Source organism: Streptomyces rubellomurinus (assembly GCF_000961885.1).
GTDB lineage: Bacteria > Actinomycetota > Actinomycetes > Streptomycetales > Streptomycetaceae > Kitasatospora > Kitasatospora rubellomurina.
Map to the genome: position 1 here is coordinate 23,731 of NZ_JZKH01000053.1, position 11,702 is coordinate 35,432.

The window sequence follows — 11,702 nt, forward strand, 5'->3', positions numbered from 1 at the left end:
CCTGTTTAGGGCGTTCGCGGGGGCCGTCCGGGCATGTCGGCGGCGCGTCGGCAAAATCACCGGATTGATGTGCTTGGATCCCGAATCGGGTGATTTCGCCCTGCGGGCCCGCCACGGGGAGTGGCGGTGGAGCGGGAGGTCCGTTCGGGCCTCCCGCTCCACTCCGTTCCGTCCGCCGGCGGCCGCTAGAACAGCCCGGTCGCGTCGGGGGAGTAGCTGACCAGCAGGTTCTTGGTCTGCTGGTAGTGCTCCAGCAGCGCCTTGTGGCCCTCCCGGCCGATGCCGGAGTTCTTGTAGCCGCCGAAGGCCGCGTGGGCCGGGTAGGCGTGGTAGCAGTTCGTCCAGACCCGGCCGGCCTGGATGGCCCGGCCGGCCCGGTGCGCGGTGTTGACGTCCCGGGTCCACACGCCGGCGCCGAGCCCGTACTGGGTGTCGTTGGCCAGCGCGACCGCCTCGTCGAAGCCGTCGAAGCGGGTCACCGAGACGACCGGGCCGAAGATCTCCTCCTGGAAGACCCGCATGCTGTTGACGCCCTCGAAGACCGTCGGCGTCACGTAGTACCCGCCGGCCAGGGCGCCGCCGAGGTCCGCGCGCTCGCCGCCGAGCAGCACCTTGGCGCCCTCGGCCTGGCCGATCTCGAAGTAGGAGAGGATCTTCTTCAGCTGCTCGGCGCTGGCCTGGGCGCCGATCTGGGTGTCGGTGTCCAGCGGGTTGCCCTGGCGCAGGCCGCGCACCCGCTCCAGGCCGTCGCCCAGCAGCCGCTCGTAGACCGAGGACTCGATCAGCGCCCGGCTCGGGCAGGTGCAGACCTCGCCCTGGTTGAGGGCGAACATCGCGAAGCCCTCGACGGCCTTGTCGTAGAAGGCGTCCTGGGCGGCGGCGACGTCCGCGAAGAACAGGTTGGGGCTCTTGCCGCCCAGCTCCAGGGTGGCCGGGATCAGGTTCTCGGCGGCGGCGCGGGCGATCAGCCGGCCGGTGCTGGTCTCGCCGGTGAAGGCGAGCTTGCGGACCCGGGGGCTGGCGGCCAGCGGCGCGCCGGCCTCCTCGCCGAAGCCGGTGACGATGTTGACCACGCCGGGCGGCAGCAGGTCGGCGGTGAGCTCGGCCAGCAGCAGCACCGAGGCCGGGGTCTGCTCGGCCGGCTTGAGCACCACCGCGTTGCCCGCGGCGAGTGCCGGGGCGAGCTTCCAGACCGCCATCAGGAGCGGGAAGTTCCACGGGATGATCTGGCCGACCACGCCCAGCGGCTCGTGGAAGTGGTAGGCCACGGTGTCCTCGTCCAGCTGGGACAGGCCGCCCTCCTGGGCCCGCAGCGCGCCGGCGAAGTAGCGCAGGTGGTCGACGGCGAGCGGCAGATCGGCGGCCAGCGTCTCGCGCACCGCCTTGCCGTTCTCCCAGCTCTCCGCGACGGCCAGCTGCTCCAGGTTGGCCTCCATCCGGTCGGCCAGCCGCAGCAGCACCTGGGCCCGTTCGGCGGGCGCCGTGCGGCCCCAGGCGGGCGCGGCGGCGTGGGCGGCGTCCAGGGCGGCCTCGATGTCCTCGGCGGTGCCGCGGGCGACCTCGGTGAACACCTCGCCGTTGACCGGGCTCGGGTCGCCGAAGTACTCGCCGCGCACCGGCGGGCGCCACTCGCCGCCGATCCAGTGCTCGTAGCGCGGGCGGTAGGCGACGATGCTGCCGGGGGAGCCGGGGGGCTGGTAGACCGTCATGCTCTGGTGTCTCCTCGCGACGTCGGGCGCGGCCGGGCGGTGGCCGGGCCGCGCGCCGGACCGCCCGGTCGGGGCGGCCCGGCGGGAGGGTGCGGACACGCGTACGGGCGGCCGCCCGCCGGGGGCGGCCGCCGTCGAGCACGATAGCCGCCGCGCGCCGGTTCGGCTACGGTCCGTACGTGGCGCCGGTACGGAGGGTGCGGCGGCCCGCTGTCGCTGCCCGCGATGGGAGTTGACGGTACGTCAGGCAGGCGCCCGGTCGCGCCCGGTCGCGTCAGACCACGTGGTACCGGCCGGTGCGGGCCTCCCAGCTGAGGTAGCCGGCCAGCCAGGTGAGCAGCCCGTCCGCGTACCGCTGGGCGATCGTCCGCTCGATCCGGGACAGGCCCAACTCGCGGTAGACGTCCGGGAGTCGGTCGCTCAGCTCCTGGCAGCGCTCGATCATCAGCCGGGCCTCGTCCAGGACCACCGCGCAGGCCTCCTCGGCCGAGCAGCGGCGCTCGCGCTGGACGATCATCACCAGGTTGTAGACGTCGCCGCGCGGGGCCTCCAGCGGGAAGGAGCGCACGTCGTTGCTCAACGACGGTATGTCGGCGGCCAGTTGGCGCAGCTGCCGGAGGACGGGGTGGTGCAGCACGGCGGCCGGGACCTCGAACTGGCCGAGGCGCTCGATCATGTCGAAGACGGTCTCCATCGCGGCGGTGCCGCGCCGCAGCACCAGGTAGCCGTCCCGGTCGGGCGGGCGGCTGGAGATCCGGCCGGCCGCCTCGGCCGGGTGGCTGGCCAGGTACCACTCCCAGTTGTAGGCGGCCCGGGCCTGCCAGCGGGCGGACATGCCGCGCACGCTGCGCTCCCAGAGATCGGCGAAAGCGGTCTCGACGGCCGACCGGGTGTTCGGGGCGGTGCCGTGCAGGACGGCGATCAGTCGCTCGCAGATCGGGGCGACTTCGGTGGGGCGGCGGCCGAGCGGGCCGTCGAACTGGTCGTCGAAGAGGAAGTAGAAGCCCATCAGGTCGGCGGCCAGCGCGATCTCGTCCGGTTCGGCGTCCGGGTACCCGAGGGCCGCCAGGTCGGCCACGTCCCAGTGCGCGTATCCCGGGTGGTCGGCGTCGGGCAGCAGCGGGTGGCGGACCAGCCAGTCGCGGTGCAGCGCCCTGGCGTACGGGCCGTGCGGACTGCGGCGGTGCGGGAACGGGATCTGAAGTGAGGTGTCGTCAGACATCGGACTCCCGGTGCGGCGGATGGTGGGGGCGCTTTTGGTTCTGGTAATGATCGTGGGGGATCGTGGGAGATCGTCGGGGGGTTGACGCGGCGGGGCCCCGGGGGTGAGGGTGGTGACGCAAGATCATCTGCGTCTTGAGGGCCGTAGGGTATCTGATGGAATGATCGGACGTTAGGGATATAGGGCAATTGCCCCCGGCAAGCCGTCCGAACCCTCACCGCCCGCCCCAGCCTGCGCGAATGTCACACGGCGGACCCGACGCGGCGCTAACCTCGGCTGCACGAGCAGTGATCGGGCAGTGACGGGATCGGCGAGGCGGAGGCGCGACGGTGACCGAGCAGGGCAACGAACTTCGGACGGGCACCGGCCAGGGCGGCGACGCCCCACGGATCAGGCTGCGCGACCGCGACTCCGAACTGCGCTCCGTGGAAGCGGCCGTCGACCGGCTCTGCCGCGAATTCGCCGCCGGCGGCACCGAGATCGGCGACCTGCTCGCCTTCTCCGGCCGCCCCGGCATCGGCAAGACCAGCCTGCTGCACGAGGTCCGCCGGATCGCCAAGCTCCGCGAGGGCGCCACCGTGCTGTTCGCCCGCGGCGGCGAACGCCAGCTCAAGGAGCCGTACCACGTGCTCCGCCAGCTCCTCCAGCCCGTGCTCAGCGACCTCAGGCCCGACGAGTTCCGCCAGGTCATGGGCACCTGGGAGGAGGTCGTCGGACCGGCCATCGGCCTCAAGCAGCCCAAGCCCGGCGCCCGCCGCCTCGACCCCCAGGGCGTGCGCGACGGCCTCGACTACGTCCTCACCCAGCTCGCGCCCCGCCGCGCCCCGATGGTGATGATCGTCGACGACCTGCACTGGGCGGACGCCGAGTCCCTCGCCTGGCTCACCAAGTTCGCCGTCCGCTCCGGCGAACTGCCCGTCCTGCTCGTGTTCGCCTACCGCGAGGACGAGAGCGACTGGCCCGAGGGCCAGGAGTTCCGCCGCAGCGTCCTCGGCCTCAAGGGCCGCAAGCACGAACTCAACCGGCTCAACCTGACGTCCGTCACCGACATGATCCGGGCCGAACTCGGCGACCGCGCCGAGGACGCCTTCTGCTACGAGTTCTGGAACGTCGTCAACGGCAACCCCTTCGAGGTCGTCGCCCTCCTCGACCAGGTCCGCGACCAGGAGCTCGAACCCGTCGAGGAGAACTCCCGGCAGCTGCGCGAACTCGCCGTCGACGCCACCGGGATGACCCTCAAGAGCTGGCTCGACCGGCTCGGCGCCACCACCCTGCGCTTCGCCTGGGCCTGCGCCATGCTGGGCACCGACATCCGGATCGACCTCGCCACCCGGATCTCCACCCAGAGCGCCGAGGGCGCCCGCGAGTCCATCAAGCAGCTGCGCAAGCAGCGCGTGCTCACCCAGGCCCCCAACGGGAACCTGGAGTTCGTCCACCCGCTGATCGGCAGCTCCATCTACAACACCATGCCGGACGCCACCCGGCTCGGCATGCACGGCATCGCCGCCGTCGAGATCGAGAACGCCGGGCTCGGCCTGCTCGCCGCCTCCCGCCACCTGGTCGAGACCCACGCCGGCGAGGGCGACGACCGGATCGTCAAGAAGCTGCGCCGCGCCGCCGTCGAACACCAGCTGATCGGCGCCCCCGAGGCCGCCCAGCGCTGCCTGCACCGCGCGCTCGACGAGCCGCCCGCCGACGACATCCGCACCGAGGTGCTGTACGAACTCGGCTGCTCCGCGCTGCTCACCGACCCCGTCGCCACCGTCAACCAGCTGAGGCTCGCCCTCGACCCGGACGAGGGACCGCTGCGCCCCGAACTGCGCGTCGACGCGACCTTCCGGCTCTCCGAAGTGCTCGCGCACAGCGGCGAACTCGGCCAGGCCGCCCTGGTCTGCCAGGAGGAGGCACGGCGCACCGCCGACCCGGCCGGGCGGCAGCGGCTGCAGGCCGCCTCCTTCATGTGGCACGCCTTCCGCAAGTCCGAGGAGGACGGCCCCGGCCGCTCCGCCCGGCTGGAGGAGATGTCCGCCGGCCTGGCCGGCCGCGAGGCCGCCGACCGGGCGGTGCTCGCCATGCGCGCCTGGGACCTGACCCTGCGCGGCAAGCCCTCCGCCGACGCCCTCGCGCTCGCCGACGAGGTCCTGGACGGCGGGCGGCTGCCCAAGGGCCTCGGCTGGACCGACACCATGTGGGGCTTCGAACTGCCCTCGATGCTCGGCCTCACCTACATCTACAACGACCGCATCGCGCAGGCCGAGCGGCTGTTCGCGGACGCCATCATCCAGTTCGAGGTGGCCGGCTGGAGCGGCGCCCACCGGGGCTTCGCCTACTTCCTGATGGGCCTGGCCCGGTTCCGCCGCGGCCTGCTCGCCGAGGCCGAGGACTTCCTGCGCCGCGCGTACCGGATCTCCGAGCGGATCGGGCCCCGGCTGCCGCTCGCCTGGGACGCGGTCGGCGTGCTGGTGGACACCCTGCTGGCCCGCGGCCGGGTCGACGAGGCCTGGAGCTGGCCGACGAGTTCGGCTTCCACCCGCCGTACCACGCCACCGCCATGGTGCTGCCGGACGCCGCCTCGCTGTACGGCAAGCTGCTCATCGCCAAGAAGCGCTACGCCGGCGCGGCCGCCGCGCTCACCGAGGCCGGCGCCCAGCTGGAGATCCGCGGCTGGCACAACACCGTCTGGGCGCCCTGGGCCGGCCACCTCGCCATCGCGATCGCCGCCGACGAGCCCGAGCGCTCCCGCGAGTACGCCCAGAAGGCCGTCGAGGACGCCCGCACCTTCGGCACCGCCTCGGCGATCGGCAGCGCGCTGCGGCTGCAGGCGCGGATCGAGGACGGCCAGCAGGCCGTCGAGCTGCTGGAGCAGGCCGTGGAGCACCTGGGGCAGTCCCCGGCCGGGTACGAGCACGCCGTCGCCCTGGTCGACCTCGGCGCCGCGCTGCGCCGGGTCGGACGGCTGGAGGACGCCCAGGAGTACCTGTACCAGGGCATCGAACTGGCCCAGCACTGCTCGGCGGAGCGGCTGGTCGAGCGCGCCCGGCAGGAGCTGGCCAACTACGGCCTGCGGCCCAACCGGCTGGGGCTGCGCGACTTCCGCGACACCCTGGACACGCTCAGCGGGCCCGAGTGGGAGGTCGCCCGGCGGGCGGCGCGGGGCGTGCCGCCGCAGCGGATCGCCGAGGAGCTGGGGCTGCAGCTGAGCCTGGTCAACCGGCGGCTGGCGGCGGTCTACCGCAAGGCCGGCAGCGGGCCGGACGGGCTGGCCACCGCGCTCGGGCTGCCGACGCGGCCGCAGGAGCCGGGTCCGGGCGCGGGCGAGGGCGCGGACGCGGACGCGGAGCACTGACGGACGGGCGGGGGCGGACGGGCGGGGCGGCGGGGCGGCCGGTGGTGACCGGGCGGCGCGCACGGGCGCACAAGCGCCCCCGGCACCCCCGCCGTCGCTAGGCTGACGGGGCCGGGCGGCCGCTGCGCCCCCGGCCGGACCGGAATCGGGTGGCCGCGCCGCGGCCGCAGTGAGGAGCAGGCCATGGCCACCAGCGTGCGGCACGAACCGCTCGCCCCCTCCGGCGCGGGCGCGGCGATCGGGCGCTGGACGCTCACCGCCGGCCGGTACCGGGCCGGCGTGCTCACCCTCGGCGCCACCCTGCACACCCTGGAGGCGCCGGACCGGGCCGGCCGCAGCGCCCAAGTGCTGCTGGCGACGGACGAGTTGGCCCAGATCCTCGGCCCGGCCCGGCACTACGGCACGGTGGTCGGCCGGTACGCCAACCGGATCGACGGCTCCACCGTCACCATCGACGGCGAGGAGCACCCGCTGGCGCCCACCGGCGGCGGGCTCACCATCCACGGCGGCCCGGACGGCTTCGCGAGCCGGATCTGGACGGCCGAGGAGGTCGAGGGCGGGGTGCGGCTGCGGCTGCACAGCCCGGACGGCGACCAGGGCTTCCCGGGCGCGCTGGACGTCACCGTCACCTACACCCTGGACGCGGACGGCGAACTGGTGATCGCCTACCGCGCCGCGACCAGCCGGCCGACCGTCGTCAACCTGACCAACCACGCCTACGTCAACCTCTCGGGTGAGGGTTCGGGCGACGTCCTCGGCCACCTGCTCACCCTGGACGCGGACGGCTACACCCCGGCCGACGAGCGACAGGTCCCGTACGGGCGGATCGAGCCGGTGGCCGGCACGCCGTTCGACTTCACCACGGCCACCCCGATCGGCAAGTCGGTGCACGACGACCACCCGCAGCTGGCCGGGCCGGGCGGCTACGACCACAACTGGGTGCTGCGGCCCCGGCCGGCGGACGGCGCCCCGGCGCGGGCGGCGCTGCTGGAGGACCCGGTCAGCGGCCGCACCCTCGAGGTGCTGACCACCGAGCCGGGCATCCAGGTCTACACGGCGAACAAGTTCCAGGGCGCGGTCACCGGCGCGAGCGGCGTCCCGTACGGGCCGTTCGCCGGGATCGCGCTGGAGACCCAGCACTTCCCGGACTCCCCGCACCACCCCTCCTTCCCGAGCACCGTGCTGCGGCCGGGCGAGGAGTTCCGCTCGACCACGGTGCTGCGGTTCGGGATCAGCTAGCGGGCAGGTCCCGGCGCATGCAGATCCGGGGCCACCGGTCCAGGCCGTGCGCGGCCTCCTGCCGGCGGATCTCGCGCAGGCCGGGGGTGAGCTCGTGGTCGGCCAGCGGGCGGAAGCCGAGCCGGGCGTAGTAGGGGGCGTTCCAGGGGACGTCGGCGAAGGTGGTCAGGGTGAGCGCCGGGGCGTCGGTGGTCGCGGCGAGGTGCTCGATCAGTGCCCGGCCGATGCCCCGCCGGGCGTACGCGGGGTGCACGGACACCTGCTCGACGTGCAGCGCGCCGTCCACCGGCTCGGCGAGCAGGTAGCCGGCGACGGTGCCGTCCACCTCGGCGGCCAGGGCGGTGCCGTGGTCCAGGTAGTGGGCGAGTTCGTCCGGGGCGGGCGGTTCGTCGTCGGCGATCTCCTGCATGCCGATGGCGGCGAAGGGCGCTCCGGCGGCCCGTTCCAGTGCGGTCAGCAGGGGGAGTTCGCCTCGGGTGACGGCTCTGATGCGCATGCGTCCAGTCTGCTGCAGGCGGCTTCCGGCCACGCACGGTGGTCCCGTCGGCCACGGGCGATCGGGGCGAATCGGACGAATCGGGATGTTCGGCGCGACGGTCAACTACCGTGCGGCTACGTCCAGGACACGCGGCTGTAACGATCGCCGTTTCTTGCAGAAACTTGCTGCAAGGACTTTCCGTCGATCTTTCACCGCTGTTAACTTCCTTCCCGAGCCCGACGGCAGCAACGGTGCGGTCGGACGAGGCAGCCATTATGCGCCTGTCTTCTTACATCTCGGGCACCCCCACCCTCCAAGGAGTTCTCATGCGGCGTGGCATCGCGGCCTCTGCCCTCGTTGTGGCCCTCGCGGTCTCGATGGCTGCCTGTGGCAGCAGCGGCTCCAGCTCCGACGGCAAGGCCGACGGGCCGGTCACCCTCACGTACTGGGACACCTCGAACGCCACCAACGAGGCGCCGAACTACCAGGAACTGGTCAAGAAGTTCGAGGCCGCCAACCCGAACATCAAGGTGGACTTCGTCAACGTCCCCTTCGACCAGGCGCAGAACAAGCTCCAGACCGCCATGGGGGCCAAGGGCGCTCCGGACGTGTTCCGCTCCGAGGTCGGCTGGACCGCCGCCTTCGCCAAGGCCGGCTTCCTGGAGCCGCTGGACGGCACCCCGGCCGCCGCCGACACCTCCGCCTTCCAGCCCAGCCTGATCCAGCAGGCCCAGTACGCGGGCAAGCTGTACGGCGTGCCGCTGGTCACCGACACCCTCGGCCTGATGTACAACAAGGAGCTCTTCGCCAAGGCCGGCATCACCGCGGCGCCGAAGACCTGGGACGAGCTCAAGACCGACGCCGCCGCCATCAAGGACAAGGCCGGCGTGGACGGCTTCTGGCTGAAGGCCGCGGACGGCTACTACGCGATGCCGTTCCTGTTCGGCGAGGGCACCGACACCGTCGACGCCGCCAACAAGAAGATCACCGTCACCTCGCCGGAGGCCGTCAAGGCCGTCGAGACGTACAAGTCGATGTTCACCTCGCCCGGCACCGCCAAGGCCGACGTCACCACCGACGCCTACGCGCACATGATGGACGCCTTCAACAGCGGCAAGGTCGCGGCGATCATCCAGGGCCCCTGGGAGATCACCAACGTCTACAAGGGCTCCGCCTTCGCCGACAAGAAGAACCTCGGCATCGCCGCCGTCCCCGGCGGCTCCGCCGGCAAGTCCGGCGCCCCCACCGGCGGCCACAACATCTCCGTCTACGCCGGCTCCGACAAGGCCCACAAGGCCGCCGCCGAGAAGTTCGCCGCCTTCATGACCTCGGCCGAGAGCCAGGCCTTCATCGCGCAGAAGAACTCCACCCTGCCGACCCGCTCCGACGCCTACACCGCGGATGTCAAGGCCGACCCGGGCATCGCCGGCTTCCAGGCCATCCTCCCCAGCGCCAAGCCGCGCCCCGAACTGCCCGAGTACAGCTCGCTGTTCGCCTCGCTCGGCGAGAACCTCGGCAAGTCCCTCCAGGGCACCAGCACCCAGGACGCGCTGAACACCGTCTCCACCGACTACGCCAAGCTCCTGCCGGGCTTCGCCAAGTAGTCCCCCGCGCCCGGCCCGCCGACGAACGGCGGGCCGGGCCGTCGGCACACCCGAGGCCGCCTGCTTCCCCAAGAATCCCCGAGAAGGTGCAAACGATGTCAGTCGCCGTGCAGGGCGCCACCGGCAAGGGCAGCCGGGAGCGCGACCAGCGTCCGGGCCCGTGGGAACGCCTCAAGCGCTCCTACGCCAAGCACTGGTACGCCTACGCGATGATCGCCCCGGTCGTGCTCGTGCTCGGCGTGCTGGTGCTCTACCCGCTCGCCGAGGGCATCTGGCTGACCCTCACCGACGCCAACAGCCTCAACATCGCGCGCAAGATCGGCGTCAACGAGATCCCGGCCAGCTACCAGTACATCGGCTTCCACAACTACGCCGACATCCTCTGGGGCCCCGGCTCGTACGACCGCTTCTGGTCCCACTTCGTGTGGACCATCGCCTGGACGGGCACCTGCGTCGCCCTGCACTACACCCTCGGCCTCGGCCTCGCCGTCCTGCTCAACAAGAAGCTGCGCGGGCGGGCCGGCTACCGGATGCTGCTCATCCTCCCGTGGGCCGTCCCGACCTTCGTCACCGTCTTCTCCTGGCGCCTGATGCTCTCCGACGGCGGCGTGATCAACAGCGCGCTCGGCGCCCTCCACCTGCCCGAGCCCGGCTGGCTCACCCACCCGTGGGCCCAGAAGGCGGCCGCGATCCTGGTCAACACCTGGGCCGGCGTGCCGTTCATGATGATCTCGCTGCTCGGCGGCCTGCAGTCGATCCCGGCCGAGCTCTACGAGGCCGCCGAGATGGACGGCGCCACCCGCTGGCAGCAGTTCCGCCACATCACCCTGCCCGGGCTGCGCAGCGTCTCCTCGACCGTCGTGCTGCTCGGCGTGATCTGGACGTTCAACCAGTTCAACGTCATCTACCTGCTGTTCGGCAAGGGCGCCCCCGACGCGCAGCTGCTGGTCACCTGGGCCTACCGCCTCGGCTTCGGCCAGATCCCCGCGGACTACGCGCAGTCCGCCGCGTACGGCGTCATCCTGCTGTCCATCCTGATCGTCTTCACCGCCTTCTACCGGCGCTGGCTCGCCCGCAACGAGCAGGCCAACGGCTAGCAGGCCCTCGGCCACGCGCCGACGGCCCAGCCCCCGGACCCAGTCGACCCCCGAAGGCAGGTAACCCCCGATGACCACCACCACCGAACGCCCCGCCCCCGCGGCGGCCGCGGCGCCGGCCGCCCGGCCCGCCAAGTTCCGCCCGCGCGGCGAGAGCAGCCCGCTGTCGAAGGCGCTGTCCCACGGCGTCCTGATCCTGGCCAGCCTGATCGCGCTGTTCCCGATCGGGTGGATCCTCTTCGTCTCGCTCGGCCCGGACAAGACGGATTACCTCCACCCCGGCCAGATCCTCGACAAGCTCACGCTGTCGAACTACCAGCACGTGCTCGGCGACACCGACTTCTTCACCTGGTTCGGCAACGCCCTGCTGGTCTCCGGCATCACCACCGTGTTCGGCGTGCTGCTCGCCGCCACCACCGGGTACGCCGTCTCCCGGATGAAGTTCCCCGGGCACAAGCCGCTGATGTGGTCGCTGCTGGTCACCCAGATGTTCCCGATCGCGGTGCTCATCGTGCCGATGTACACCATGCTCTCCGAGCTCAACCTGCTGGACAGCTACACCGGCCTGATCCTGGTCTACTCGACCACCACCGTGCCGTACTGCGCCTGGCTGCTGAAGGGCTACTTCGACACCATCCCGGTGGAGATCGACGAGGCCGGCCGGGTCGACGGGCTCAGCCCGTTCGGCACCTTCTGGCGGCTGGTGCTGCCGCTCGCCCGTCCGGGCCTGGCGGTCGCCGCGTTCTACTCCTTCCTCACCTACTGGGCCGAGGTGCCGTTCGCCTCCACCTTCATGCTCAGCTCCGACAAGTACACGCTGGCCGTCGGCCTGCAGACCTTCGTCAGCGAGCACGACGCCCAGTGGAACCTGATGGCCGCCACGGCCGTGCTGATCGCCATCCCGTCCGCGGCCTTCTTCTACCTGGTGCAGCGCCACCTGGTCACCGGCCTGACCGCCGGTGCCTCCAAGTCCTGACGCTCCCGCCGTACTTCCAGCGCTCCCCACT

The 11,702-nt window shown here is 72.2% G+C and carries 9 protein-coding genes; 6 read left to right on the plus strand and 3 right to left on the minus strand.

Annotated features, from left to right (window positions below; all coding sequences use genetic code 11):
* Window positions 1–185 precede the first annotated feature (185 nt).
* Window positions 186–1,709 carry an acetaldehyde dehydrogenase ExaC gene (exaC, locus tag VM95_RS23680; RefSeq protein ID WP_045700077.1) on the minus strand — a complete coding sequence of 508 codons (1,524 nt, stop codon included), beginning with the start codon at window positions 1,707–1,709 and terminating at the stop codon, window positions 186–188.
* Window positions 1,710–1,983: 274 nt separating this feature from the next.
* Window positions 1,984–2,931: a terpene synthase family protein gene (locus VM95_RS23685; protein WP_052706541.1), complete on the minus strand. Its 948-nt coding sequence runs from the start codon at window positions 2,929–2,931 to the stop codon at window positions 1,984–1,986.
* Between the two features lie 329 nt (window positions 2,932–3,260).
* On the opposite strand from VM95_RS23685, the gene VM95_RS23690 reads away from it, so the two are divergent.
* The 3 genes from VM95_RS23690 (at window position 3,261) to VM95_RS23695 (ending at window position 7,516) form a co-directional block, all read left to right on the plus strand.
* A complete protein-coding gene (locus tag VM95_RS23690; protein ID WP_052707526.1) occupies window positions 3,261–6,131 on the plus strand; it encodes an AAA family ATPase in 2,871 nt (956 codons plus the stop codon).
* A complete protein-coding gene (locus tag VM95_RS44595; protein WP_052707527.1) occupies window positions 6,089–6,277 on the plus strand; it encodes a hypothetical protein in 189 nt (62 codons plus the stop codon). Before VM95_RS23690 ends, VM95_RS44595 begins: the two co-directional genes overlap by 43 nt.
* A gap of 183 nt (window positions 6,278–6,460) precedes the next feature.
* The gene (locus tag VM95_RS23695; protein ID WP_045700078.1) at window positions 6,461–7,516 is read left to right on the plus strand and encodes an aldose epimerase family protein; all 1,056 of its coding nucleotides are present in this window, start codon (window positions 6,461–6,463) and stop codon (window positions 7,514–7,516) included.
* On the opposite strand, the gene VM95_RS23700 is transcribed toward VM95_RS23695, so the two are convergent.
* On the minus strand, window positions 7,509–8,012 hold the full coding sequence (locus tag VM95_RS23700; RefSeq protein ID WP_045700079.1) for a GNAT family N-acetyltransferase: 504 nt from the start codon (window positions 8,010–8,012) through the stop codon (window positions 7,509–7,511). The genes VM95_RS23695 and VM95_RS23700 overlap by 8 nt on opposite strands.
* Window positions 8,013–8,320: 308 nt before the next feature.
* Between VM95_RS23700 and VM95_RS23705 the strand changes: the two genes are divergently transcribed.
* The 3 genes from VM95_RS23705 (at window position 8,321) to VM95_RS23715 (ending at window position 11,671) form a co-directional block, all read left to right on the plus strand.
* Window positions 8,321–9,598 carry an extracellular solute-binding protein gene (locus VM95_RS23705; protein ID WP_045700080.1) on the plus strand — a complete coding sequence of 426 codons (1,278 nt, stop codon included), beginning with the start codon at window positions 8,321–8,323 and terminating at the stop codon, window positions 9,596–9,598.
* Window positions 9,599–9,693: 95 nt separating this feature from the next.
* Complete coding sequence (locus VM95_RS23710; RefSeq protein WP_045700081.1) at window positions 9,694–10,695, plus strand: carbohydrate ABC transporter permease; 1,002 nt, start codon at window positions 9,694–9,696, stop codon at window positions 10,693–10,695.
* Between the two features lie 70 nt (window positions 10,696–10,765).
* A complete protein-coding gene (locus tag VM95_RS23715; protein WP_045700082.1) occupies window positions 10,766–11,671 on the plus strand; it encodes a sugar ABC transporter permease in 906 nt (301 codons plus the stop codon).
* Window positions 11,672–11,702 lie beyond the last annotated feature (31 nt).